The organism is Methylobacterium sp. J-118 (assembly GCF_057836565.1).
The window spans coordinates 1,621,790-1,645,350 of record NZ_JBYQFA010000001.1 but is presented as its reverse complement, the minus strand read 5'-3'; the positions used below and the strand labels follow the sequence as shown (position 1 = coordinate 1,645,350).

Sequence of the window (23,561 nt, the reverse complement as noted above, 5' to 3'; positions counted from 1 at the left end):
CGGGGCAGGCGCTCCGCCGATGGCCGCCCGCGTTGCTTCGTCGAAACGGGGCGGCCTATAACGCGGCGACCTCACAGCCGCGACGGCGGGGTCCTGAACGCCCGCCCGCGCCAACGAACAAAGTCTCACACGCCATGGCAGGCCATTCGCAGTTCAAGAACATCATGCACCGGAAGGGCCGGGTGGACGCGGTCCGCTCGAAGGTGTTCGGCAAGCTCGCCCGCGAGATCACCGTGGCGGCCAAGCTCGGCACGCCCGACCCGGCCATGAACCCGCGCCTGCGCGCGGCGATCATCGCGGCCCGCGCCGAGAACATGCCCAAGGACAATATCGAGCGCGCCATCAAGAAGGCCGCCGGGGCCGACGGCGAGAACTACGAGGACATCCGCTACGAGGGCTACGGGCCCGGCGGCGCCGCCCTCATCGTCGAGGCGCAGACCGACAACCGCAACCGCACCGCGTCCGACGTGCGCTCGGCCTTCACCAAGTCCGGCGGGAGCCTGGCCGAGACCGGCGCCGTCGCCTTCATGTTCGACCGCGTCGGCGTCATCGCCTACCCGGCCGGCGTGGCCGATGCCGACACGATGCTGGAGGCCGCCATCGAGGCCGGGGCCGACGACGTGAGCTCCGGCGAGGACGGCCACGAGGTCGTCTGCGCCCAGGATTCCTACGGCGAGGTCGCCAAGGCGCTCGAGGCCCGGTTCGGCGAGCCGCGCCGGACCGGCCTGATCTGGAAGGCGCAGAACACCATCGACGTCGACGACGAGACCGGCGAGAAGCTGATCCGCCTCGTGGAGGTGATCGAGGATCAGGACGACGTCCAGAACGTCTACGTGAACTTCGCCCTGTCGGACGCGCTGGTGGCCAAGCTCGAGGCCTGACCCGATCGCGGCCGCCGGTCCGGCCGAATTCGGCAGCAAGGAGCGGGATGCCGGAACGGCGGCGGGCGGGCAGGGTGGAACGCGCGCTATCGCCCGATCGACAGGTCCTCTCATGCCCCTTCCCACGGCGCCCGCCGGGCCGCATCGTGACCCCGCGCTGAGCGTCGCCCCGCGGACGGACCCCGGCGACGCCCAGCGTTGGGCGGCCCTTGCCGCCCGCGACGCCCGGGCGGATGGCAGCTTCGTGTACGCGGTCCGCACCACCGGGGTGTATTGCCGGCCGAGCTGCGCCGCCCGGGCGGCCCGGCCCGAGAACGTCTCGTTCCACCGGACCTGCGCCGAGGCCGAGGAAGCGGGCTTCCGGCCGTGCCGGCGCTGCCGCCCGGACGAGCCGGGCCTCGCCGCCCGCCGGGCCGAGGCCGTGGCCCGCGCCTGCCGGCTGATCGAATCGGCCGAGACGATGCCGTCGCTCGCCGAACTCGCCCGGGCCGCGGGCCTGAGCCCGTATCACTTCCACCGGGTGTTCAAAGCCGCCACCGGCGTGACGCCGAAGGCCTACGCGGCCGCCCGGCGCGCCGCCGGCCTGGCCGCCCGGCTGCCCGGGGCGGGCTCGGTCACGGAGGCTTTGTACGAAGCCGGCTACGGCGCGGCGAGCCGCTTCTACGCGGAGGGCGCGCCGCGTCTGGGCATGCCGCCCGCGGCCTATCGGAAGGGCGCCGCCGGCCTGCGCATCCGGTTCGGTATCGGTGCCTGCTCCCTGGGGGCGATCCTGGTGGCGGCGACCGATGCGGGCGTCTGCGCGATCCTGCTCGGGGACACCCCCGAGCCACTCCTGCATGATCTCCAGGATCGGTTCCCGGGGGCGGAGATCGTCGGCGGCGATCCGGCCTTCGAGGACTGGATGGCCCGGGTCATCGGCCTCGTGGAGGCGCCGGGCCGCGGCCTCGACCTGCCCCTCGATATCCGCGGCACCGCCTTCCAGCAGCGGGTCTGGGAGGCCCTGCGGCGGATCCCCGTCGGCTCGACCGCGACCTACGCGGAGATCGCCCGCGCCATCGGCCTGCCCGCCGCGACCCGGGCGGTCGCCGGCGCCTGCGGGGCGAACCCGATCGCGGTGGCGATCCCCTGCCACCGGGTGGTGCGCTCGGACGGGGCCCTCTCGGGCTATCGCTGGGGCGTGGCGCGCAAGCGGGACCTGCTTGCGCGGGAGGCCGGTGGCTGACGCCGGTCTCGGCGTGGGGACGGCGGGGATCTGGAGGGTGACGCGGATCCTCCGCCCTTTCGATGGGAACGTCCGAATGCGGTTGGAAGCGGACGACCTAGCGCTTCGCAAAGCCCAGGTCGGCCGCCACGCCTGCCAACCGCTCGGGCTCACGCTCCTTCCGCTCGCTGTAGCGGTCAACCAGGTCGTCGGCACGCTCGCGGGTCAGCAGCGTGAACTTCATCAGTTCCTCGCATACGTCCACGACGCGCTCGTAGAGCGGCCCCGGCTTCATCCGGCCGGCTTCGTCGAAGGCGTCGTAGGCCATCGGCACCGACGACTGGTTCGGGATGGTGATCATCCGCATCCAGCGGCCGAGGATGCGCAGGGCGTTCACGGCGTTGAAGCTCTGCGAGCCGCCGGACACCTGCATCACGGCGAGGGTGCGCCCTTGGGTCGGCCGCACGCTGCCCTCGGAGAGCGGCAGCCAGTCGATCTGGCTTTTCATCACGCCGGTGAGGGTGCCGTGCCGCTCCGGTGAAACCCACACTTGGCCCTCGGACCAGATCGAGAGGTTGCGCAGTTCCTGCACCTTCGGGTGATCGGCGGTCGTGTCGTCGGGCAGGGGCAGGCCGTGGGCGTCGTAGATCCGCACCGCGCCGCCCATCGCCTCCAGGAGCCGGGCGGCCTCGTAGGCGAGGAAGCGGCTGAACGAGCGCTCGCGCAGGGAGCCGTAGAGGATCAGGAACCGGGGTGCGTGCGTGAACGGCGCCGCGGCCTGCACGCTCTCGCGGGTCGGCACCACGAAGTGCGCCGCGCTCAGGTTCGGCAGGCCATCGGTGAAGGGCTGTGCGGGCTTGTCCAAGGATCGGCTTTCTCGTATCTTCAAACGATAGTTTGAAGATTGTAACGAAAATGGACGAACCGCAAGCCCTCGCCGCGTTCGCGGCCCTCGCACAGGAACACCGTCTCCGCTTGGTGCGGGCGCTCGTCACCGCCGGCCCGGACGGCTTGGCCTCGGGCGTGCTGGCCGAGGCGATGGGCATCTCCGCCGCCGCCGTGTCCCATCACCTAAAGGAACTGAGCCACGCGGGCCTTGTCGCCTCCCGGCGCGAGGGCCGCTCGATCATCTACAGCGCCGCCTACCCGGCTCTGTCCGACCTGATCGCCTTCCTGATGCGCGACTGCTGCCAGGGCCACCCGGAGGTCTGCACCCCGGCGATGGCCGTGCTGGCGACCTGTTGCCCCGCCACCGGAGAAACCGCCCGTGCCTGAGCCGTTCGACATCGTGATCTACCACAACCCGGACTGCGGCACGTCCCGCAACACCCTGGCGATGATCCGCAATGCCGGCGTCGAGCCGCACGTGATCGAGTACCTCAAAACCCCGCCCGCTCGGGCGCTGCTGATGCAGCTCCTCGCCCGCGCCGGCCTGTCGGTGCGGGACGTCGTGCGGGAGAAAGGCGCGCCGTTCGCGGCGCTGAACCTCGGCGATCCGGCGCTGACGGATGCGCAGCTCCTGGTCGCCATCGAGGCGCACCCGATCCTCCTCAACCGCCCGTTGGTCGTCACGCCCAAGGGGGTCCGCCTGTGCCGACCGTCGGAAGCCGTGCTCGATCTCCTGCCGGTGCAGCAGGGCGCGTTCGTCAAGGAAGACGGCGAGCAGGTCGTTGACGAGCACGGCCGCCGCGTCGCCACCGCCTGAGCCCCGCACCAACCCATGAAACGAAAACGCCCGGATGCTCGCGCTCGCCCTTTTCCTTGCCACCCTCGTGTTGGTCATCTGGCAGCCCGCGGGCCTCGGGATCGGGTGGAGCGCCCTGGCCGGCGCGGGTATCGCCCTCGCCACGGGCGTGATCCATCCGGGCGACATCCCGGTGGTCTGGCATATCGTCTGGGACGCCACCTTCACCTTCGTGGCGCTCATCCTCATCTCCCTGTTGCTCGACGAGGCCGGGTTCTTTCACTGGGCGGCCCTGCACATCGTCCGCTGGGGGGGTGGGCAAGGCCGGCGGCTGTTTCCGCTGGTCGTGCTCCTGGGTGCGGCCATCGCGGCCATATTCGCCAATGACGGCGCCGCCCTGCTGCTGACCCCGATCGTGCTGGCGATCCTGCTCCGGCTCGACTTCAAGCCGGAGGCCGCGCTGGCGTTCATCGTCGCCTGCGGGTTCGTGGCGGACAGCACCTCGCTGCCGCTGGTGATCTCCAACCTGGTCAACATCGTCTCCGCCAACGTCTTCGACGTGACCTTCGGCCGGTACGCCGCCGTGATGGTGCCGGTGAACCTGGTGTCCTTGGCGGCGACGCTTGTGGTTCTGTGGACCTACTTCCGGCGCGACGTGCCGGCGGCCTACCCGATGGACGCGCTGGCGCGTCCGGCTGGCGCGATCCGCGATCCGCTGGTGTTCCGGGCGGCGTTCCCGTTGCTCGGCGTGCTCCTGCTCGCCTACTTCGTCACCGCGCCCTTCGGCGTGCCGGTATCGGCCGTCACCTGTGCCGGCGCGGCGGTGCTCCTGCTGCTCGCCAACCGGGGCGGAATCATCCCGATCCGCAAGGTCCTGACCGGCGCCCCCTGGCAGATCGTGCTGTTCAGCCTCGGCATGTACCTCGTGGTCTACGGCCTCCGAAACGCCGGCCTGACCGACGAGCTGGCGAAGGGGCTGGTCTGGCTGGCCGGGCATGGCCCGTGGGTCGCCACCATCGGCACCGGCTTTGCCGCCGCGCTCCTGTCGTCGGTGATGAACAACATGCCGAGCGTGCTGACCGGGGCTCTCGCGATCCAGCAGGCCCCGGACCTGCCGCCGCTGATCCGCGAACTGATGATCTATGCCAACGTGATCGGCTGCGACCTCGGGCCGAAGTTCACGCCGATCGGCAGCCTCGCCACGCTGCTCTGGCTGCACGTCCTCGCCGGCAAGGGCCAGAGGATCACCTGGGGCCAGTACATGAGGGTCGGCCTGGTCATCACCCCGCCCGTGCTGCTGGTCACGCTGCTGGCGCTGGCGGCATGGCTGCCGCTGCTCGGCGCCCGGTAGCCGTCCGTGTCCGAGGCCCGGCGCTGGCCGGTGATCTCCGCCCTCGGCGTGGTCGAAATCCTCGCCTGGGGGTCCTCGTTCTACCTGCCGGCGGTGCTCGCCGGTCCGGTTGCCGAAAGCGCCGGCTGGCCGTTGTCCTGGGTGGTCGGCGGCCTGTCCGTCGGTCTGCTGGTCGCCGCCGTCGCCTCGCCGCATGTCGGGGCGGCGATCCACCGCGACGGCGGCCGCCCGGTCCTGGCACTGGCGGCGCTGCTGCTGGCGGCCGGTCTGACCACGCTGGCGCTCGCGCCGGTCTTGCCGGTCTACCTCGCCGGCTGGCTGCTGCTCGGCCTCGGCATGGGGTGCGGATTGTACGACCCGGCGTTCGCCACCCTCGGCCGGCTCTACGGCGCGGAGGCGCGGCCGGCGATCACCACCCTGACCCTGTGGGGCGGGTTCGCGAGCACCGTGTGCTGGCCGCTGTCGGCGTTCCTGGTCGCCCATATCGGCTGGCGCGGCGCCTGCCTGGCCTATGCCGGCCTGCACCTCGGGGTAACCCTGCCGCTGGTGCTGCTGCTGATCCCGAACCCCCCGGCGCTGCCGGCGGCGGCGGAGCGCCACAGGGCGAACACCGGTCCGCTGTCGGTTCAGGAGCGCCGGGCGTTCCTGCTGTTCGCCGGGGTGCTGATCCTCGGCGGCGCGATCCTGTCGCTGGTGTCGGTCCATCTCTTGACGCTCTTGCAGGCGCGGGGCGTGGCCCTGGCCGCGGCCATCTCCTACGGGGCCTTGATCGGCCCGGCGCAGGTCGGCGCCCGCATCGTGGAGATGTCGTTCCAGGGCCGGCATCATCCGCTCTGGACCCTGACCGCTGCCCTGGGGCTGGTCGCCCTCGGCCTCGCGCTGCTCGCCTACGGCCCGCCCGGCGTTGGGGTCTGGCTGGTGCTCTACGGCGGCGGCAACGGGATCTATTCGATTGCGCGGGGCACGGTGCCCTTGGCCCTGTTCGGCTCCGTCCGCTACCCCTTGATGGTCGGCCGCCTGGCCCGGCCGGGGCTGGTCGCGCAGGCGCTTGCCCCACCGGCCGGCGCGTTCGTGCTGACCCAGGCCGGCCCGGATGCCCTGTGGGGGCTCCTGCTCGCCCTGAGCCTCGCCAACCTCGGCCTCGTCGGAGCGCTCTGGCGGACGCGGTAGCGCGATCGCAATGCATCGTCCGCTCCCGCCCCTGATCCGGACCCTCCGCCCCTGTTCACCGAACGCCCGCCCCCCGCCACACCAGACCTATGCCGGGCCACGCCGATCCCGGCGCCGCGTCCCGGGCCGGGAACCGGAGCGATGCGGGTGATCTCCGATCCCGCATCGTCTCGTCCCAAACGCCGGTGGCCGCCTTGCGGCACGCGCCTCTAGCGCCGGCCCCCCGGCGGCCCTGCGGGTCCGCCGCCGAACCCGCCGAACCCGCCCGGACCGCCGCCGCCCGGCCCACCGGGTGGCCCGCCGAAGCCGCCGGGGCCGGCCGGGGGAGCGCCGGGGCCGACCGGGAAGGTGCCGGGCGGTGCTCCGCCGAAGCCGCTTCGCGGGGCTCCGAACCCGCCTTGTCCCACGGCGCCGGGGATCGGGCCGGATCCCGAGCGGGTGTCGATGCCGGGCCCGCGCGGTTCGCCCATCCCGCCGAGGCCGTCCGCCCGCCCGCCGGGCTCGGCGCCGAAGCGTCCCGGCAGCTCGTCGGGCAGGTTGCGCAGGTTCAGGCGGTCGCGTTCCCGCTCGAAGCGCGGGGCGTCCGGCTGCGGCGGCTCGGGGGCGATGCGCTCCTCGATCCGCAGCCGGTCCACCGTCAGGTTGCCGTCCGGCGCGATGGCGGCGGTCAGCACGGCCCGGACGCTCCCCTGCCGCGGAACCTTCGGGCCCGGCCGGCCCGTGGCCCGGTAGCCGGAGCCGATATCCAGGCCGGTGCCCGCGCGGCCGATATAGGCCTCGATGGAGACCTGCTTCAGCCCCGGCGGGAACGGCAGGCCGAGTTCCGCGGCGTTGGTCGCGGTGAGGGTGCCGTCGGCCCCCGTCCCGGTCACCAGGGCGCGCCGGCCCGGCGGCAGGGCGTCGGCCCCCGTCAGGCGCAGGCCGCCGATCATCAGGGCGCCGTTCTCCCCGCGCCGGACGGGCCCGGCGACGCGGTCCGGTCCGGCCGCGCGCGGCTCGACGAGGCTCGCCACGATCACCCCGTCCGGCCGGCGCAGGCCACTGACGGCGACCCGCGTCCCCGGTGTCCAATCGCCGGACAGGCCCGCGGTCGAGACCCGCTGCCCGAGCACGATCATCCGGCCCGGCGCGACCGAATCTACCGGCCCGACCACCTCACTGGTCACGTCGATCCGGCGCGTGGCGAGGCCGCCGCCCTCCGGCCGGGCGATCACGTGGACGACGTGCCCGATCTTTAGGTCGGTCGCCTGCGCGGCCGCGCCGTCGATGCGCACCGCCACCTCCGGCGGATAGGCGATGCGCAGGTCGTTGACGATGATCGAGCCGAACCGGCGGATCGTGCCGATCACGCCGGTGCCGCCGATGCCGCGGTCGCCCTCGCCGAGGGGATCGTTGCGCGGCGCATCGGTCCGCATCATGCCGGTGCCGCCGATGCCCTGATCGCGCGGCGCCTCCTGCGGGCGGAGGGAACCCGGCCGCAGCATCGCTGCCCCCGCGAGGAGGCGCAGGACGAACCGGCGGTTTGGCGGGGATCGCACCGGCCGGCCTCTCAGCGCTCGTCCGTGGGGCGCGCGGGCGGGGCGGCTTCCGCGTAGACGTAGAGACCGAAATTCCAGCGGTGATCGCCGCCCGGATCGGTCTGGCAGGCGGCGTGCGCCTCGCGGTTGGCCTGCTGCAGCGCCGCCATGGCGATCTCGCGCGCCCGCGCCTCGAGCTTCACCGCGAGGTCCTTCGAGAGCCCGTCGTAGTGGACGGCCCGTTCCAGGAACCGCGGCGTGTCGCCGACGATGTTGGCCACGGCGGCCGCGATGTGGTCGTGCAGGTTGCGGCCGAAATAGTAGAGCTGCGGCCCCTCGGCGCCGTCACCCTTGGGCACGTAGGCGGCCTCCGCCAGCACGATCCGGTCCTGCGCGTCCGTGAAGGCCAGGCCCCGGTCGAGCCACTCGTCCAGGACCGCCCGGGGCCGCAGGTCGCGGGTGACGCCGGCGACGAGGCTCTCGAAGGAGGCGGCGTCGCCCTCGGCGGTCCGCGGCAGCGGCAGGGGATGGCCCTGCGCATCGGTGAAGGCCGGATCGGCGATCCAGCGGGCGATGATCCGGCTCGTGCGCGAGACCACGGCGGGCACCGCGCTCACCGGCGCACCGGCCCCGCGCAGGCGCCGGACCTCCTTGCGGTGGATGCCGGTGAGCAGGGAGACGCGGCTGTCGGTCTGCTCCTTGCCGGACAGCGCGAAATCGTACTCGGCCACGTTCACGTAGAGCTCGCGCAGCAGGTCTGTGAGGGCCGGGAAGGTGATCCCGCGGGCCACCAACAGGCGCACCAGCGGGCGCAGGAGCCGCGCCAGCGGCGCGTGCAGGCTCGCGCCGTCTCGCGGTGTATCGGCAGTCTCGGACATGGCCGCATCGTTATCGCATGTGGCGTGGGAGACAATCCCACAGCGTGCGCGGTCGCACATGGACACACGATTTCCGAATTGACGTGGGATTTTTGCACACGTAAACGAAATGCGTGGTCAAATTTCCCACACGAACCGCGGAGCCTGGATCATGACGGTCGAGACGCGCCTTCTCGTCCCGCAAGCGTTGCCGCCCCTCACGATCCCGCCCGCCGCCGCCCGCCGGATCCGGCAGGGTGATCCCATGCCGCGGCTCGGACGCATCCTCTGCGTCCTGGCCGCCCTCGCGCTGCCCGCCTTCGGCATCGCTGTCGCGGATATGGTCCACCGCGCCGGCGAACCGAGGGCGTCGCAGGCCGCCGCTCCCGTCATCCCCTCAGACGGGGCGGCGGCACCCCAGGGTGCCGGCACGCCGGTTCGGGCCTTGAGAGCCGTCAGGACCGCGAACGCCACCGGGACCGGGGAGGTGCGGTCGTGATCGCCCTGTCCGAGCCCGGCCGCGCCGATCCGGCGCCGGCTCCCGATTGCGGCGGCGCCCCGGTGCTCGACCTCGCGCTCTGCCTGATCCTCGCGGTGACCGTCGTCGGCCTTCTCCTCCTGGCCCTCTGACCCCGCCCCGCGGACGAGACCCCCAAGACGGCAGGCGTTCAACCGCGCTCCTCGTCCCTCGGACCGGTTGCGCCGCGGGCGGCGGCATCGCGTATGCCTGCAACGATAAGCTGTCGGCCCGGGTCGAGGCCCTGTAACGCCATCGTCGCCGAGCTTTCGTCGGAACGGCACACTACAACGTCGGTGCCCCGGCGTATTATGATGCCGGCAAACAGGATTCCCGGTCCGTCCTTCTCAGGGCGGGGCTGAACTCTGGTTTCTAATCAATATTGATCGCGGCGGATCTTGACGGATCGGCCGGTCTGAGTCGCTATGCACGGCGTTCGGCTTCGGGCCGTCGTCAGCCGGTCGCGCTTGGCCATGACCGGTTCGGGATCGTCGATGCCGGATGCCGCGCGGGCGTCACCGTGCGGTGACGGGGGCATCTCCGACAGGATCGGCCGTGACCACGCCCAGACACACGCACCGCCCGCACGCCGCCGCAGCGGCGCTTCTCGTCCTCGGACTGGTGGCCTGCGCCGCAACGGCGCGGGCCCAGGAGATCATCCCGCCCGGGCCCTCCGGCCGGGGCGCGGTCCTGATCTACGGCAACTTCTGCGGACCGGGTAACCGCGGTCCCGGCTACAAGCCCATCGACGCCCTCGACCGGGCCTGCGCGCACCACGATGCCTGCTCGGCCGATCCCCTGTCGGGAACCCTGACCCATTGCGCCTGCAACCGCCGTCTCGAGGCCGAGGCGGGCGCAGTCGCCCGCGACAGGCGGGCGCCGGCGCAGACCCGCGAGACGGCCCAGTTCATCGCCGACTTCGCGACGGCGCTGCCCTGCCAGTAGGGCCGCGCCGCGCGCCGATCAGGCGGCGTCGGCCGGGTTCGCCGCCTTGGGCCCGCCCTTGGCCACGCCGACCAGGGCCGGCCGGAGCACGCGGTCGCCGATGACGTAGCCGGACTGTACCACCTGCACGACGGTGCCGGCCGGGACCTCCGGGTTCGGCACCTCGAACATGGCCTGGTGGCGGTTCGGGTCGAACTTCTGGCCCTGCGGCTCGACGATCTTCACCCCGTGGCGCTCCAGGGTCTTGCCGAGGTCCCGCTCGGTGAGCTCGATCCCGTCGATCAGGCCCTTCAGGGCGCCGTCGGTCCCGGCCTTCGCGTCCGCCGGGACGCTGTCGAGGGCGCGCCGGATGTTGTCGGCGACGTTGAGGACATCCCGGGCGAAGTTCGTCACCGCGTAGGCGCGGGCATCGGCCACCTCGCGCTCGGTCCGGCGGCGCAGGTTCTCCATCTCGGCGAGCGTGCGCAGCATCCGGTCCTTCAATTCGTCCCGCTCGGCGGTGAGCAGGGCCAAGGCCTCCGCGACGGGATCGACCGAACCCTCGGCGCGCGAACCCGCGGCCGCATTGTCCTGGGCCGCGCCGGCACCGGCTTCGACCGTGGTCTGACGCTGGTCGTCCTGGGGCATGTCGTTGCTCGTCATCGTCTTTCAGTCGTCCGGCGGAGGGCGGCTCGGGCAATCGGAACCGGCGCTGATATCTGGCGAGGGGCCGGCGAAATCAACCCGGTGCTCATGCCTCCCGCGGCGGCGGCGCCGCGACCAGGGCCTCGAGCCCCTCGGCCTTCAGGGCGGCGACATCCCCCGCGAACACGTCCATCACGGCGCTGCGGATCGCGGCCTGCCGGTCGGGCTGCGTCACCCGCGTGCCCGTGAGGTCGGTGACGTAGAAGACGTCCACGGCCCGCTCGCCGAAGGTCGCCACATGCGCCGAGGTGATGTTCAGGGACAGCCGGCCGAACGCCGTGGTTAGCTCGTAGAGCAGGCCCGGCCGGTCGAGGCCCGTGACCTCCACCACGGTTTCCCGGCTCGATAGGGCGTTGTCGAGGGTGACGTCCGGCGGCACCGGGAAGGTCTTGGCGCGGGCGCTCGACGGCGGGTGCTTGTCGGCCACGAGGTCGGCGATGCGGATCTCGCCCTTCAGGGCACGCTCGATCGATGCCGTGATGCGCCGGGTCCGGCGCAGCTCGTCCTCGTCCCGCTCGAAGGCCCGCGAGATGAAGATCGTGTCGAGGGCGAAGCCGTCCGTGGAGGTGAAGATCTGCGCGTCGACGATGTTGCTGCCCGCCGCCGCGCAGGCGCCGGTGATGATGGCGAGCAGGCGCGGATGGTCCGGCGAGTAGATCGTGATCTCGGTGACGCCGCGCACGGGGTCGAGGGCCACGTCGGTCGCGCTGGTGCGGCCGTCGGCGAGGGCCGCGCGCAGGAACATCGCGTTCTTGAACTGGCGCGTGCCGTCGACCTTGAGCCAGTAGGCCTGCCCGTGCCGGGCCGCGTAGGCGTCGAACTCCTCCGAGGTCCAGCCGGGCAGCTGCTCGCGCAGGCCCATCTGGACGAGGCGGACCCGGTCGGTCCGGGCGATCTCGGAATGGCCGCCGGAGAGGAACACCTCGGTCTCGTCGTAGAGCGTCCGGATCAGGGTGCCCTTCCAGGCGGTCCAGACCCCGGGGCCGACCGCCGTGATGTCGGCCACCGTCAGGATGGTCAGGAGCTTCAGCCGCTCCAGGGTCTGCACCCGGGCGGCAAAGCGCTCGATCGTCTTGGCGTCCGAGAGGTCGCGGCTCTGCGCGGTCATCGACATGAGCAGGTGGTGTTCCACCAGCCAGCGCACGGTCTCGGTCTCGGCTTGGTTCAGGCCGAAGCGCGGGCAGAGCTTCTCGGCGATGGCCGCGCCCGCGATCGAGTGATCCTCCGGCCGGCCCTTGGCGATGTCGTGGAGCAGGATCGCCACGTAGAGCGCCGTGCGGTTGTGGATCGTGTGCACGAGGCGGGAGACCAGCGGGTAGGTCTCCTGGCTGCGGCCCGATTCGATGTCGGCGAGCACGCCGACCGTGCGCAGCAGGTGCTCGTCCACCGTGAAGTGGTGGTACATGTTGAACTGCATCATCGCGACGATGCGCCCGAAATCCGGGATGAACCGGCCGAGCACCCCGGCCTCGTTCATCTCGCGCAGGGCCTCCTCCGGGGCGTTCCGGGAAGTGAGGATGTCGAGGAACAGGCGGTTCGCCTCGACGTCGACCCGCAGCGTCGGGTTGACGAGGCGCAGGGAGCGGCTCGCCAGCCGCTTGGCGTCCGGGTGGATCGCGAGGTTGTGCCGGTCGGCGAGCCAGAACAGGCGGATCAGGTTCACCGGGTCGCGCTCGAAGGCGTCCTCCGCGCGCAGGTTCACCCGGCCGTGGTCGATCCAGAAATCCTCCGCCTCCATGGCGGTGGCCCGGAAGCGGTCGCGGAACCGGCCGATCCAGCGGTCGAGCACCGGCGTGCGCTTGGCGTGGCGCGCCTCCAGCTCCGCGCAGACGATGGCGGTGAGGTCGCCGACATCCTTGGCGAAGCGGAAATAGGCCTTCATGAACCGCTCGACGCCCGACAGGCCGCCGCGGGCCTCGTAGCCGAAGCGCTCGGCGATCCGCGGCTGCAGGCCGAAGGACAGCCGCTCCTCCGACCGCTTGGTCACGAAATGCATGTGGCAGCGCACCCGCCACAGGAACTCCTCGCAGCGCTCGAACAGCGCGTATTCCTCGGGGGTGAACAGGCCGGCGCTGATCAGCTCGATCTGGTCGCGCACCCGGTAGGTGTACTTGGCGATCCAGAACAGCGTGTTGAGATCGCGCAGGCCGCCCTTGCCGTCCTTGACGTTGGGCTCCACGAGGTAGCGCGACGAGCCGGCCTTCGAGACGCGCAGGTCGCGCTCGCGCAGCTTGGCGTCCACGAACTCGGCCGCGGAGCCGACCACCAGCTCGGCGTCGAAGCGCGTGACCAGCTCCTCGTACAGGATCCGGGTTCCGAACAGGAACCGGGCCTCCAGGAGGGCGGTGCGGATCGTCATGTCGGCCCGCGCCTCGCGCAGGCATTCCTCCACGGACCGGGTGGCGTGGCCGACCTTCAGCTTCAGGTCCCAGAGGACATAGAGCATCGCCTCGACGACGCTCTCCGACCACGCGGTCTGCTTGTAGGGCAGCAGGAACAGCAGATCGATGTCCGAGCCCGGCGCCATCGTGCCCCGCCCGTAGCCGCCTGTGGCGACCACGGCGAGCTGCTCGCCGGTGGAGGGGTTGTCGTTGGGGTAGAGCCGCCAGACCACGGCGTCGTGGATGGCCCGGACCACGGCGTCCGTGAGATTCGAGAGCGCCTGGGCGCAGCGCAGGCCGTTGCGATCCTCGAGGAGCTGGGCCTCGGCGGCGCGGTGGCCCTCCTCGATCACCCGGCGCAGATGCGGGACGAGCGCGGCCCGGAGCTTGGTGGGCTCACGGGCTTCGCGGTCGAGGCCTTCAAGGACCGTTTCAAGGGCTGCGGCGGGATCGAACATGGCTCCCGTTAGCATGATATCCCTACGCCGCCAGCCACGCGGCGACAGCCGCGGCGTTCCGAGGCCGCGGGGCGCCGAAGCCGGTCACTACTCCGCCGCCGGCAGGTCGAGGGCCAGGAGCCGCGCCGTCCGATTGCGGGTGGCCGCCGACGGCTCGGTCTGCCCGGCCTGCCGCCGCGCATCGGCGATGGCGGCGTGCACCCCGTCCACCGCCAGGATCAGCGCGCTCACCGTGCGGGCGTCGATGCTGCGCTCCCGGGCGTAGCAGACCACGTCGGCCACGAGGCCGTCGGTCTCGATCGCGATGGCGTCGAGTTCGGCGGTGTTCGTCGAGGCGCGCACCTCGCGCAGGATGTCGAGCAGGCGGTCGAGGACGTAGTCGACCCGCTCCCGGCGCTTGCGGGCGAGGCGCTGCCCGATCCAGGCGAAGCCGGAGCCGATGGTGCCGCCGAAGAACGCGAACAAATAGATGTAGTCCTCGTACCGGTCGAGGAAGGTCTGCTGCTCGCGCTCGAAATAATCGACCGCCCCCGGGTGATTCGGCAGCCGCGCCGAGGTCGCCGCCACCGTCGTGTCGAAGTCCGGGGCCTTCATCAGCTTGGCTGCCGGGGCCGCCGCGGCGAGCCGCGAGCGCCACTCGAACAGGTGCTGCGTGGCCGAGGCGACCGCGACCCGGCTGACCGTGCCGCGCGCCATCAGGCGGTAGGAGGCGCCGACGGTGCGGACCTCCTCGTCGGGGCGCTTCGGACGGCCGCCGAAGGTCCCGGCCGGGATGGTCACCGATTGCAGCTCCGGGAAGCGCTGCAGGATCGCGTCGCCGTCGGGGATCGAGACGAAGCCGACCTTGTGCTCCGGCGATCCGAGTTCCACGGCGCGCACCACCGCGGCCGCGGTCTTCGAGGCGGGACTCGCGATCACCGCGACCGCGTCGACGCGCTTGTCGGTGAGGGCGGCCGTGACTTCCCCGACCTTCAGGGGCACCACGACGACGTGGCCGGCCTCCGCCTCCTCGGCGCCGGGGCCGTTCTCGGGGGCCGCCTCGCCCCGATTGTCCGGCGCGAGGTCGTAGAACGAGAGCAGGTTCGTCAGGAAGGGCAGATCGGCGCTGTGCCGCACGACGATGCCGAGTCGCTTGCGCGCCAGATCGGGCACGTCGTCGATCCCGGCCGCCTCCGGACCCACGATGACCAGGGCCTCGTCGTGCAGGATCGCCAGCGTCAGGCCGTTCTCGGGGAGGAACACGTCGGGACGGACCACCGCGAGGTCGGCGCGGTTCCGCTGGAGGGCCATGGCGCTGTCGCGGACGTCGTCGTAGCGCACCACCTTGAGGCGTACATCCTCGCGCGCCCGATCGAGGGCCTGGGCGTAGGCCTCGATCAGCGCGGCCTCGGGGCCGTCCTGGGGACCGACCGCGACCGTGAGGGTATTGGGACGCGACAGGTAGACGATCGCGGCCGCGACCGCCGCCAGGCCCAGGGCCACGAGGACCAGGAGCCACTCGCGCCGCATCAGGGCTGTCGCCGCGGCGCGGAGGCGTCTCCGCCAGGGGCCACGGCTGCGGTCGGGCGGAGAACGGGGGTCCGGGCCATGGCCGAGCCTGTCGCGTTGCGCGCGTTCCATACCCATTGCATGGAACGGAAACCTGTCGAGATCGTGAAGAACCGGTGAAACCCCCATTCGTTGCAGAATCCGCGCCAGAACGCCGCGACCGGGAGATCAGGCCGCCCGGCCCGGTGAGCGCGGCCTGGCTCGAACGCGCGGCGCTCCACTATTTGGAGCGCTACAGCGCCTCGACCGAGATGCTGCGCCGGACCCTGGCGCGGCGGGTCCAGAAGCGGGCCCGGGCCCGGGGCGAGGATCCGGAGGGCTTCGCGGACCTCGTCACGGCGACCGTGGCCCGGGCGGTCTCAGCCGGCCTCGTGGACGATGCGCGCTTCGCCGACACCCGCCTGGCGACGCTGCGCCGCCGCGGCACGTCGAGCCGGGGCGTCTCGGCCAAGCTCGCCGCCAAGGGGGTTCCGCGGGAGGTGGTCGAGGCCGCCATGCGGGCGGAGCGCGACGCCATGCCCGACGGGGCGGCGGAGGCGATCGACGTTCAGGCCGCGCAGGCCTACGCCAAGCGCCGGCGCCTCGGTCCGCATCGCCGCCCGGACCAGCGCGCCGCCCACCGCGACCGGGACCTCGCCGCCCTGGCCCGGGCCGGTTTTTCCTACGACCTCGCCCGCCGGGTGGTCGACGGGGACGGGGATCCGCCGTTGTGATTGGCGCGCCTGGGACGGCGCGCCGATCGGATCGTGGCCGTCGCAGCCAGGAATGCCTCAGGCGTGGGCCTTGGATCCCTTCGGCGCGCGCCGGCCGATGCCGCGCCGCGCCGCCACGTCCGCGGTCTCGGCGCCCCTCCGCGCCGCGGATGGCTCGAGCCCGCTGGCCAGGATCTCGTGCATGCGTACCTGCCAGCCGTCGCCGGTCGCCCGATAGGCGTCCAGAAGCGCCGGGTCGATCCGCATCGTGAAGTTGACCTTGGCATCGGCCCGCTTCGGACGCCCGCGTCCGCGCTTCAGCAGCAGCTTGAACACCTCCGGCACTTCCCGGGCGGGGCGTAGCGCGGCCAGATCCGCTTCCGTCAGCTTCGGGTTATCGGAGATCTCGTCCCAGTCCTCCTGCGAGTAACCCGGACCGGGCTGCTCAGGCTTCGGTGCGGTATCGGGCATAGGCTTCCCTTTCGTCAGGGTCGGCGATGCGGAGGCTGACGAGAGACAGCACTTCCGTGCCGAGGGGTGAGACGATGACGGCGACGACGCGCTCGCCATTCCAATCGCCGATCAGCCTGTCGCGTGCGCGGCCGGTGCGGCTCGCGCGGGCCGGGTGGATCAGCGCCGTCTCGCCGTCGAAACAGGAGTCGAAGTCGGCGAAGTCCAAGCCGTGCTTGGCGAGGTTCGCCAGACGCTTCGGCTCGTCCCACGTCGTCGGCGTCGAAATATCGTAGGGGCGTTTATTCTGCGAGGCAAGGCCTTTGAACGCGCAGACGGACGCGTTCGGTTCGTTCAGGGCGAGCGCGGCCGCCGGCGAGATCCCGCTCGATCCTCGCCGGGGTGCGGCATCGCGGCCCGGGGCGAAAGGCCGGCTGGCCTTGCACCTTCGGGCTCGTCGTTCATTGTCTGTTCGATGGACGAAACCCTCGCCAAGAAGCTGCGCATCCTGGCCGATGCCGCGAAATACGACGCCTCCTGCGCGTCCTCGGCGGCGCCGAAGCGCGCGGCCGGCAAGGACGGTTTGGGCTCCACCACCGGGGCCGGGATCTGCCACGCCTACACGCCGGACGGGCGATGCGTCTCCCTGCTCAAGATCCTGCTGACCAACTGGTGCCTGTTCGACTGCGCCTATTGCATCAACCGGCGGTCCTCGAACGTCCGGCGGGCCAAGTTCACCGTCGAGGAGGTCGTCAACCTCACCCTGAACTTCTACCGGCGCAACTACATCGAGGGCCTGTTCCTGTCGTCGGGCATCATCAAGTCGCCCGACCACACCATGGAGCTGCTGACCCGGGTGGCGAAGTCCCTCCGGCGCGATCATGGCTTTGCCGGCTACATTCACCTCAAGTCGATCCCTGAGGCGAGCCCCTGGCTGATCGAAGAGGCCGGCCTCTACGCTGACCGGCTCTCGATCAACGTGGAATTGCCCACCGAGGCCAGCTTGGAACGGCTCGCCCCCGAAAAGGACGGGGCCGCGATCCAGAACGCCATGGCGCAGATCGGTGAACGCATCGTTGAGGCCAAGGCCGAGAAGCGGCGCTTTTCCCCGGCCGGGCATTCGACCCAGGTGATCGTCGGAGCCGATGCCACCACCGATGAGGCGCTGATCCGCAAGAGCGCGCATCTCTACGGCAGCGTCGGGCTGAAGCGGGTCTATTACTCGGCCTTCAGCCCGATCCCGGACGGATCAGCGATCCTGCCGCCGAAGCCGCCGCCGCTCCAGCGCGAGCACCGGTTGTACCAGGCCGATTGGCTGCTCCGGTACTACCAATTCACCCCCGACGAGGTCGCCGACGCCTCGGAGGGCGGCATGCTCGCCCTCGACATCGACCCCAAGCTCGCCTGGGCGCTGAAACACCGCGAGAAATTCCCCGTCGACGTGAACAAGGCCGACCGGGAATGGCTGCTGCGCGTGCCGGGCCTCGGCGCCCGGGCGGTGGACAAGATCATCACGGCGCGCCGCCACGCGACCCTGCGCCTCGACGACGTCGCCCGGCTGACCTCGGGGCTGAAGCGGGCGCGGCCGTTCCTCGTCGCCGCCGACCACCGCCCGGTCGGGCTGACCGACCGGCTCGACCTGCGCGCCCGGCTGGTCGAGCCGGCGACGCAGCTGAGCTTGTTCTGATGAAAGCCGGAACCGCGCCTTTCCCTCCCCCCTCTGCGGGGGAGGGTGAGCCGGCCGTCAGGCCGGGTCGGGAGAGGGGCAGCGCGACGATGCAGGTTGGCGCGGTCGTCGCGACTCTTCAGGAAGCGGCGCTCCCCTCTCCCGACCCCCTCCGGGGGCCACCCTCCCCCGCGGAGGGGGGAGGGGATGCGCGTCGGCCGCAGAGCGTCCTGCTCCATCCGGGCGCCGATCTCACCGGCTTCCGCGACGCCGCGCGCAGGCTCATCGCGCAGGGCGTCCCCCCCGAGGCCGTGGCGTGGGCGGTGACGGATTCCCCCGGCCTGTTCGGCACCGAGACCGCCCAGGCCCCCGCCGCGCCGCTCGCCCTGCCCAAACCCGTCGCCGCCCTGATCCCGCAGGTGATCCCCCACCGCGACCCGGAGCGCTACGGGCTGCTCTACGCCCTGATCTGGCGGGTCTGCCACGGCGAGCGGCACCTGATGGAGGTCGGCAGCGATCCCCTGGTTCACCGCCTGCACCGGATGGCCAAGGCGATCGGGCGCGACCTGCACAAGATGCACGCCTTCCTGCGCTTCCGCCGCGCCGAGGATGCCGGTGGCGAGCATTTCGTGGCGTGGTTCGAGCCCGACCATCACATCCTGGAGGCGGCGGCGCCGTTCTTCGTCGCGCGGTTCCGCGGCATGCGCTGGTCGATCCTGACGCCGGAGGGGTCGGCCCACTGGGATACCGAGACCCTGACCTACGGGCCGCCCGGGGACCGGGCGTCGCGCCCCGAGGGCGACGGCTTCGAGGCCGGGTGGCAGACCTATTACGAGAGCACGTTCAACCCGGCTCGCACCAACCTGAAGGCGATGCGGGCCGAGATGCCCAAGAAGTATTGGCACAACATGCCCGAGACCGCCGCGATCCCCGCCCTGGTCAGGGCGGCGGCGGGGCGCACCGACGCGATGATCGAGAGGGAGCCGACCTTGCCCACACGCCGCGAACCCGCCCGCGCCGTCGCCGCCATGGCCGATCAGGACCCCAAAACCCTCGAGGCGCTGAACGCGATCATCAAGCGCACCGAGCCGCTGGTGCCGGGCGCTACGCAGGCGGTGCTCGGCGAGGGGCCTGTCGGGGCCACCGTCGCCTTCGTGGGCGAGCAACCGGGCGACCAGGAGGACCGGCAGGGCCGCCCCTTCGTCGGGCCGGCGGGGCAGTTGCTCTCCCGGGCCATGGCGGAGGCCGGGATCGACCGCGGAGCGAGCTATCTCACGAATGCCGTCAAGCACTTCAAGTTCGAGGAACGCGGCAAGCGCCGCATCCACCAGAAGCCGACGGCCGGCGAGGTCAGCCACTATCGCTGGTGGCTCGATCGGGAGCTCGACTTCGTGGCCCCGAAGCTCGTGGTGGCGCTGGGCGCGACAGCGGTGCTGGCACTGACCGGCAAGGCGGTCCCGATCACCCGGGCGCGGGGCCCGTTCCGGTTCGACCGGTTCGAGGACCGCGTCCAGGGTTTCATCACGGTCCACCCGTCCTACCTGCTGCGTCTGCCCGACGAGGCAAAAGAGGAGGCCTACGCGGCCTTCGTGGACGACCTGCGGCGGGTGGCGGAGATCGGGCGCGAACTCGCGGCTTGACCCGCTAGGGTCGCGCGGTTGTGCTATGCTGGGCGGTGCCGAATCCCCTCCGGTATCGCGACGATGGACAAGCACGCCGCCCTCGACATCCTGCGCGCCAACGAGGCCGAACTGCGCCGCCGTGGGGTGCTGCACGCAGCCCTGTTCGGCTCCGTCGCCCGCGGCGAGGCGGGGCCCGACAGCGACCTCGACGTGATGATCGAGATCGACACGGAGCATGTGCGCGACGTCTTCAGCTATGTCGGCCTGTGTCGCTTCATCGGCGACCTGTTCCCGATCCCTGTCGACGTGGCGGATCGCCAGAGCCTTAAGGCGAGCGTCCGGAAGAGGGCTGAGCACGATGCCGTTCCAGCCTTCTGAGCGGGCGCTCGACGCCTGCGAGGACATCATCACCAATGCTCAATCTGCGGAAACCTTCGTGGCCGGCATGAGCTACGAGGCGTTCGTCGCGGATCTGCGCACCAACTATGCCGTCGTCCGCTGCCTGGAGATTATCTCGGAGGCCAGCCGACGCCTCACCGACGACATGCGCAGCCGTCATCCGAACGTGCCCTGGCGCGACATCGCTGCCGCGGGAAACGTGTATCGTCACGGCTATCACGGGGTGATGCTGGACAACGTCTGGCGGACCGTTCACGAGCGCTTGGCCGACCTCGTCGCGGCCTGCCGTGCCGAACTCGACCGCGTGCCCGAGCCCTGATCGCCCCGAGACGCCTGCGCCCATGACCGTCGAGACCGCCTCCGCCAATCCCAAGAAGGTCGGCCCGGGCGATCAGGTGATCCTGGTCGACGGCTCGTCGTTCATCTTCCGGGCCTATTTCCAGTCGATCAACCAGGATCAGAAGTACAATTCCCGTCCCTCGGACGGGCTGCCCACCGGGGCCGTGCGGCTGTTCTGCACCAAGATCGCGCAGTTCCTCCAGGAGGGCGCGGCCGGCACGATGCCGACCCATCTCGGCATCGTCTTCGACAAGTCCGAGGGCTCGTTCCGCAAGGAGATGTTTCCCGACTACAAGGGCCACCGCCCCGACGCCCCCGACGACCTGAAGCGCCAGATGCCGCTGATGCGCGACGCGGTGCGCGCCTTCGGCCTGCACGCGGTGGAACTGGAGCGCTACGAGGCGGACGATCTCATCGCCACCTATACGCGGCAGGCGGAGGCGCGGGGCGCGGGCGTCATCATCGTCTCCTCCGACAAGGACCTGATGCAGCTCGTCGGGCCGCAGGTGCGGTTCTACGATTTCGAATCCGGCGCCAAGGGCAAGCCCGGCTACCGGCCGGAGCGCAACCTCGACGTCGAGGCGATCATCGCCAAGTGGGAGGGCCTGCAGCCGAACCAGATCGGCGACGCCCTGGCGCTGATTGGCGACACCTCCGACAACGTCCCGGGCGTCCCCGGCATCGGCCTGAAGACCGCGGCGGCGCTGATCAAGGAATTCGGCAGCCTGGAGGCGCTGCTGGAACGGGCGGGCGAGATCAAGCAGCCCAAGCGCCGGGAGACCCTGCTCGCCAGCATCGATCAGGCGCGGCTCTCGCGCAGGCTGGTGGCGCTGATAGAGGACGTGCCGGTCCCGGTCGATCTGGACGACCTCGGCGTGCCCGAGCCGGACCCGCAAAAACTCGTCGGCTTCCTGAAGGCGATGGAGTTCAATACGCTCACCCGCCGCATCGCCCAGATGCTGCATGTCGACCCCGAGGCGGTGAAGCCCGATCCGCGGCTCCTGCCCGGCGCCCGCCCCCCCGCCAACGGCGACGCGGTGCCGTTCTTCGGTGATCCCGTGCCGCCCGATCCCGAGACCGCGGCGGCCGGGGCCGAGCGCCCGCCGGGCGCCGCCCCGCCGGAGGGTGGCGAGGTCGACCCGTTCGCCGATCTCGACCTGCCCGACGCCCCGGCCAAGCCCCGGGCCCCGGTCGAGGCGACCCCCGGCAACGTGGTCGCGGCCCGGGCCGCGGAGGCGGTGGCGCCGTTCGACACCGCCGCCTACGAGACCGTCGCCAGCCTGGAGCAGCTCGACGCCTGGATTGCCGAGGCCCAGGAGGCCGGGGTGATTGCGGTCGACACCGAGACCGACGCCCTCGACGCCCACAAGGCCGGGCTCGTCGGCGTCTCGCTGGCCACCGCCACCGGCCGCGCCTGCTACATCCCGCTGGCGCACGTCCAGGCCGCCAAGATCCAGGCCGATGCCACCGACCTGTTCGGCGAGGGCGCGACCTCCTCCGACGTGGCCGAGCCGGTGCCCGGGCAGATCCCGCTGAAGGCGGCGATCGCCCGGCTGAAGCCGCTCCTGGAGGATCCGGGCGTCCTGAAGGTCGGCCAGAACCTGAAATACGATTGGGTCGTGCTCGCCCGCTACGGCATCGAGATCGTGCCGTTCGACGACACGATGCTGATCTCCTACGTGCTCGACGCCGGCAAGGGCGGCCACGGCATGGACGAGCTCGCCCGCCGCCATCTCGGCCACCAGCCGATCACCTTCTCCGACGTGGCCGGTACGGGCCGCAACAAGGTGAGTTTCGACCGGGTCGCCATCGACAGGGCCACCGCCTACGCGGCCGAGGATGCGGACGTGACGCTGCGCCTGTGGCGGATGATGAAGCCGCGCCTCGTCGCCGAGCGCCGGGTCGCCGTCTACGAGACCCTGGAGCGGCCGCTGCTGCCGGTGATCGCCCGGATGGAGCAGCGCGGCATCCGGGTCGACCGGGAGATGCTGAGCCGGCTCTCGGGCGACTTCTCGCAGATCCTCGTGCGCCTGGAGGAGGAGATCCAGGACGATGCCGGCGAAAAGTTCTCCGTCGGCTCGCCGAAGCAGATCGGCGATATTCTTTTCGGAAAAATGGGCCTGCCGGGGGCCAAGAAGACGCCCTCCGGGCAATGGGCGACGCCCGCGACCCTGCTGGAAGAACTGGCCCAGGCCGGGCACGAACTCCCCAAAAAGATCCTGGAGTGGCGCCAGCTCGCGAAGCTGAAATCCACCTACACGGATTCGCTTCAGACCCACGCCGACCGCGAGACCGCCCGGGTCCACACCTCGTTCTCCCTGGCGGCGACCACGACGGGGCGGCTGTCCTCGTCCGAGCCGAACCTCCAGAACATCCCGATCCGCACCGAGGAGGGCCGGCGCATCCGCCGGGCCTTCGTGGCGGCCCCCGGCAACCGGCTGATCTCGGCGGATTACTCGCAGATCGAATTGCGGTTGCTCGCCCACATGGCCGACATCCCGGAGCTGCGCAAAGCGTTCGCGGACGGGATCGACATCCACGCGGCGACAGCCAGCGCAATGTTCGGCGTGTCGCTGAAGGACATGACCCCCGACCTGCGGCGGCGGGCCAAGACGATCAATTTCGGCATCATCTACGGCATCTCGGCCTTCGGCCTCGCCGACCGGCTCGGCATCGGCCGGGAGGAGGCGTCGGCGTTCATCAAGCAGTATTTCGAGCAGTTCCCGGGCATCCGCGACTACATCGACACAACCAAAAAGATCTGCCGGGACAAGGGCTACGTCTCGACCCTGTTCGGCCGGGTCTGCCACTATCCGCAGATCCGCTCCAACAACCCGTCCGAGCGCGCCAGCGTCGAGCGGCAGGCGATCAACGCGCCGATCCAGGGCTCGGCCGCCGACATCATCCGCCGGGCGATGACCCGGATGGAGGCGGCGCTGGCGGCGGCCAAACTCGACGTGCGGATGCTGCTGCAGGTCCACGACGAGCTGGTCTTCGAGACCGCGGAGGACGAGGTCGACCGGGCGATCCCGATCATCGCCAGCGTGATGGAGGAGGCGCCGGCCCCGGCCCTGACGCTCCGGGTGCCGCTGGTGGTGGAGGCCAAGGCGGCGGGGAACTGGCAGGAGGCGCACTAGAGTTGGAATGTAACCAGCTTGGCCTTAGCGATGTCCGAGAAGGGGGATTTCCGCCGGTCCGC

At 71.3% G+C, this 23,561-nt stretch carries 23 protein-coding genes; 15 read left to right on the top strand and 8 right to left on the bottom strand.

From position 1 onward, the window contains the following. Positions 1-134 precede the first annotated feature (134 nt). On the top strand, positions 135-881 hold the full coding sequence (locus AC3IF3_RS07935) for a YebC/PmpR family DNA-binding transcriptional regulator (RefSeq protein ID WP_243964741.1): 747 nt from the start codon (positions 135-137) through the stop codon (positions 879-881). A 112-nt stretch (positions 882-993) separates the two neighbouring features. Continuing rightward, the gene (gene ada, locus AC3IF3_RS07930; RefSeq protein ID WP_489228134.1) at positions 994-2,103 is read left to right on the top strand and encodes a bifunctional DNA-binding transcriptional regulator/O6-methylguanine-DNA methyltransferase Ada; all 1,110 of its coding nucleotides are present in this window, start codon (positions 994-996) and stop codon (positions 2,101-2,103) included. Between the two features lie 97 nt (positions 2,104-2,200). Here ada and arsH read toward each other — a convergent pair whose 3' ends face one another. After that, positions 2,201-2,947: an arsenical resistance protein ArsH gene (gene arsH, locus AC3IF3_RS07925; RefSeq protein WP_489215046.1), complete on the bottom strand. Its 747-nt coding sequence runs from the start codon at positions 2,945-2,947 to the stop codon at positions 2,201-2,203. A gap of 50 nt (positions 2,948-2,997) precedes the next feature. On the opposite strand from arsH, the gene AC3IF3_RS07920 reads away from it, so the two are divergent. From AC3IF3_RS07920 to AC3IF3_RS07905, 4 genes are read left to right on the top strand one after another with little or no spacing between them, the layout of a single operon-like run. Next, positions 2,998-3,357, top strand: coding sequence for an ArsR/SmtB family transcription factor (locus AC3IF3_RS07920; RefSeq protein WP_489228133.1), 360 nt, complete (start codon positions 2,998-3,000; stop codon positions 3,355-3,357). Continuing rightward, positions 3,350-3,787 carry an arsenate reductase (glutaredoxin) gene (arsC, locus tag AC3IF3_RS07915; protein ID WP_489228131.1) on the top strand — a complete coding sequence of 146 codons (438 nt, stop codon included), beginning with the start codon at positions 3,350-3,352 and terminating at the stop codon, positions 3,785-3,787. Before AC3IF3_RS07920 ends, arsC begins: the two co-directional genes overlap by 8 nt. Before the next feature lie 34 nt (positions 3,788-3,821). After that, complete coding sequence (locus AC3IF3_RS07910) at positions 3,822-5,117, top strand: arsenic transporter (RefSeq protein ID WP_489228129.1); 1,296 nt, start codon at positions 3,822-3,824, stop codon at positions 5,115-5,117. A 6-nt stretch (positions 5,118-5,123) separates the two neighbouring features. Continuing rightward, a complete protein-coding gene (locus AC3IF3_RS07905; RefSeq protein WP_489228128.1) occupies positions 5,124-6,287 on the top strand; it encodes an MFS transporter in 1,164 nt (387 codons plus the stop codon). Between the two features lie 209 nt (positions 6,288-6,496). Here AC3IF3_RS07905 and AC3IF3_RS07900 read toward each other — a convergent pair whose 3' ends face one another. Both AC3IF3_RS07900 and AC3IF3_RS07895 read right to left on the bottom strand, forming a co-directional pair. Further along, on the bottom strand, positions 6,497-7,825 hold the full coding sequence (locus AC3IF3_RS07900; protein WP_489228127.1) for a DUF5666 domain-containing protein: 1,329 nt from the start codon (positions 7,823-7,825) through the stop codon (positions 6,497-6,499). A gap of 11 nt (positions 7,826-7,836) precedes the next feature. Then, complete coding sequence (locus AC3IF3_RS07895; RefSeq protein WP_243973381.1) at positions 7,837-8,682, bottom strand: DUF6502 family protein; 846 nt, start codon at positions 8,680-8,682, stop codon at positions 7,837-7,839. Between the two features lie 151 nt (positions 8,683-8,833). Here AC3IF3_RS07895 and AC3IF3_RS07890 point away from each other — a divergent pair, with 151 nt between their 5' ends. The 3 genes from AC3IF3_RS07890 to AC3IF3_RS07880 all read left to right on the top strand — a co-directional run bounded on the left by AC3IF3_RS07890 (position 8,834) and on the right by AC3IF3_RS07880 (position 10,123). Next, positions 8,834-9,160 (top strand): hypothetical protein, encoded by a 327-nt coding sequence (locus AC3IF3_RS07890; RefSeq protein WP_243973382.1) that lies wholly within the window; start codon positions 8,834-8,836, stop codon positions 9,158-9,160. After that, the gene (locus tag AC3IF3_RS07885; protein WP_279598654.1) at positions 9,157-9,291 is read left to right on the top strand and encodes a hypothetical protein; all 135 of its coding nucleotides are present in this window, start codon (positions 9,157-9,159) and stop codon (positions 9,289-9,291) included. Before AC3IF3_RS07890 ends, AC3IF3_RS07885 begins: the two co-directional genes overlap by 4 nt. A gap of 442 nt (positions 9,292-9,733) precedes the next feature. Beyond that, positions 9,734-10,123, top strand: a complete 390-nt coding sequence (locus tag AC3IF3_RS07880) for a phospholipase A2 family protein (protein ID WP_489215031.1) — start codon at positions 9,734-9,736, stop codon at positions 10,121-10,123. 18 nt (positions 10,124-10,141) lie between these two features. On the opposite strand, the gene grpE is transcribed toward AC3IF3_RS07880, so the two are convergent. The 3 genes from grpE to AC3IF3_RS07865 form a co-directional block, all read right to left on the bottom strand. Then, positions 10,142-10,765 (bottom strand): nucleotide exchange factor GrpE, encoded by a 624-nt coding sequence (gene grpE / locus AC3IF3_RS07875; RefSeq protein ID WP_243973384.1) that lies wholly within the window; start codon positions 10,763-10,765, stop codon positions 10,142-10,144. A gap of 88 nt (positions 10,766-10,853) precedes the next feature. Then, complete coding sequence (locus AC3IF3_RS07870) at positions 10,854-13,646, bottom strand: [protein-PII] uridylyltransferase (RefSeq protein WP_489220294.1); 2,793 nt, start codon at positions 13,644-13,646, stop codon at positions 10,854-10,856. A gap of 87 nt (positions 13,647-13,733) precedes the next feature. Further along, on the bottom strand, positions 13,734-15,155 hold the full coding sequence (locus tag AC3IF3_RS07865) for a TAXI family TRAP transporter solute-binding subunit (protein WP_489215029.1): 1,422 nt from the start codon (positions 15,153-15,155) through the stop codon (positions 13,734-13,736). A 224-nt stretch (positions 15,156-15,379) separates the two neighbouring features. Here AC3IF3_RS07865 and AC3IF3_RS07860 point away from each other — a divergent pair, with 224 nt between their 5' ends. After that, positions 15,380-15,907 (top strand): regulatory protein RecX, encoded by a 528-nt coding sequence (locus AC3IF3_RS07860; RefSeq protein WP_489228125.1) that lies wholly within the window; start codon positions 15,380-15,382, stop codon positions 15,905-15,907. A 57-nt stretch (positions 15,908-15,964) separates the two neighbouring features. Here AC3IF3_RS07860 and AC3IF3_RS07855 read toward each other — a convergent pair whose 3' ends face one another. Together AC3IF3_RS07855 and AC3IF3_RS07850 are read right to left on the bottom strand one after the other, a co-directional pair. Further along, positions 15,965-16,357: a BrnA antitoxin family protein gene (locus AC3IF3_RS07855; protein ID WP_489228123.1), complete on the bottom strand. Its 393-nt coding sequence runs from the start codon at positions 16,355-16,357 to the stop codon at positions 15,965-15,967. Continuing rightward, entirely contained in the window at positions 16,332-16,625 is a 294-nt protein-coding gene (locus AC3IF3_RS07850) for a BrnT family toxin (RefSeq protein ID WP_489231262.1), read from the bottom strand. The genes AC3IF3_RS07855 and AC3IF3_RS07850 overlap by 26 nt, the downstream gene beginning before the upstream one ends. A gap of 186 nt (positions 16,626-16,811) precedes the next feature. On the opposite strand from AC3IF3_RS07850, the gene AC3IF3_RS07845 reads away from it, so the two are divergent. The 5 genes from AC3IF3_RS07845 (at position 16,812) to polA (ending at position 23,499) form a co-directional block, all read left to right on the top strand. Then, the gene (locus AC3IF3_RS07845) at positions 16,812-18,023 is read left to right on the top strand and encodes a putative DNA modification/repair radical SAM protein (protein ID WP_243973392.1); all 1,212 of its coding nucleotides are present in this window, start codon (positions 16,812-16,814) and stop codon (positions 18,021-18,023) included. 89 nt (positions 18,024-18,112) lie between these two features. Further along, on the top strand, positions 18,113-19,642 hold the full coding sequence (locus AC3IF3_RS07840) for a UdgX family uracil-DNA binding protein (protein WP_489228122.1): 1,530 nt from the start codon (positions 18,113-18,115) through the stop codon (positions 19,640-19,642). Between the two features lie 63 nt (positions 19,643-19,705). Continuing rightward, positions 19,706-20,002, top strand: coding sequence for a nucleotidyltransferase family protein (locus tag AC3IF3_RS07835; protein WP_243973394.1), 297 nt, complete (start codon positions 19,706-19,708; stop codon positions 20,000-20,002). Beyond that, complete coding sequence (locus AC3IF3_RS07830; protein ID WP_243973395.1) at positions 19,983-20,342, top strand: HepT-like ribonuclease domain-containing protein; 360 nt, start codon at positions 19,983-19,985, stop codon at positions 20,340-20,342. The genes AC3IF3_RS07835 and AC3IF3_RS07830 overlap by 20 nt, the downstream gene beginning before the upstream one ends. 22 nt (positions 20,343-20,364) lie before the next feature. Further along, positions 20,365-23,499: a DNA polymerase I gene (gene polA, locus AC3IF3_RS07825; RefSeq protein WP_489228120.1), complete on the top strand. Its 3,135-nt coding sequence runs from the start codon at positions 20,365-20,367 to the stop codon at positions 23,497-23,499. Positions 23,500-23,561: the final 62 nt, after the last annotated feature.

Bases quoted from the DNA above. Each gene is read 5' to 3' on its own strand.
- AC3IF3_RS07935 (WP_243964741.1), top strand. From the start codon at position 135: ATGGCAGGCCATTCGCAGTTCAAGAACATCATGCACCGGAAGGGCCGG.
- ada (WP_489228134.1), top strand. From the start codon at position 994: ATGCCCCTTCCCACGGCGCCCGCCGGGCCGCATCGTGACCCCGCGCTG.
- AC3IF3_RS07920 (WP_489228133.1), top strand. From the start codon at position 2,998: ATGGACGAACCGCAAGCCCTCGCCGCGTTCGCGGCCCTCGCACAGGAA.
- AC3IF3_RS07910 (WP_489228129.1), top strand. From the start codon at position 3,822: ATGCTCGCGCTCGCCCTTTTCCTTGCCACCCTCGTGTTGGTCATCTGG.
- AC3IF3_RS07895 (WP_243973381.1), bottom strand. From the start codon at position 8,682: ATGTCCGAGACTGCCGATACACCGCGAGACGGCGCGAGCCTGCACGCG.
- AC3IF3_RS07890 (WP_243973382.1), top strand. From the start codon at position 8,834: ATGACGGTCGAGACGCGCCTTCTCGTCCCGCAAGCGTTGCCGCCCCTC.
- grpE (WP_243973384.1), bottom strand. From the start codon at position 10,765: ATGACGAGCAACGACATGCCCCAGGACGACCAGCGTCAGACCACGGTC.
- AC3IF3_RS07870 (WP_489220294.1), bottom strand. From the start codon at position 13,646: ATGTTCGATCCCGCCGCAGCCCTTGAAACGGTCCTTGAAGGCCTCGAC.
- AC3IF3_RS07865 (WP_489215029.1), bottom strand. From the start codon at position 15,155: ATGCGGCGCGAGTGGCTCCTGGTCCTCGTGGCCCTGGGCCTGGCGGCG.
- AC3IF3_RS07855 (WP_489228123.1), bottom strand. From the start codon at position 16,357: ATGCCCGATACCGCACCGAAGCCTGAGCAGCCCGGTCCGGGTTACTCG.
- AC3IF3_RS07845 (WP_243973392.1), top strand. From the start codon at position 16,812: ATGGACGAAACCCTCGCCAAGAAGCTGCGCATCCTGGCCGATGCCGCG.
- AC3IF3_RS07840 (WP_489228122.1), top strand. From the start codon at position 18,113: ATGCAGGTTGGCGCGGTCGTCGCGACTCTTCAGGAAGCGGCGCTCCCC.
- AC3IF3_RS07835 (WP_243973394.1), top strand. From the start codon at position 19,706: ATGGACAAGCACGCCGCCCTCGACATCCTGCGCGCCAACGAGGCCGAA.
- AC3IF3_RS07830 (WP_243973395.1), top strand. From the start codon at position 19,983: ATGCCGTTCCAGCCTTCTGAGCGGGCGCTCGACGCCTGCGAGGACATC.
- polA (WP_489228120.1), top strand. From the start codon at position 20,365: ATGACCGTCGAGACCGCCTCCGCCAATCCCAAGAAGGTCGGCCCGGGC.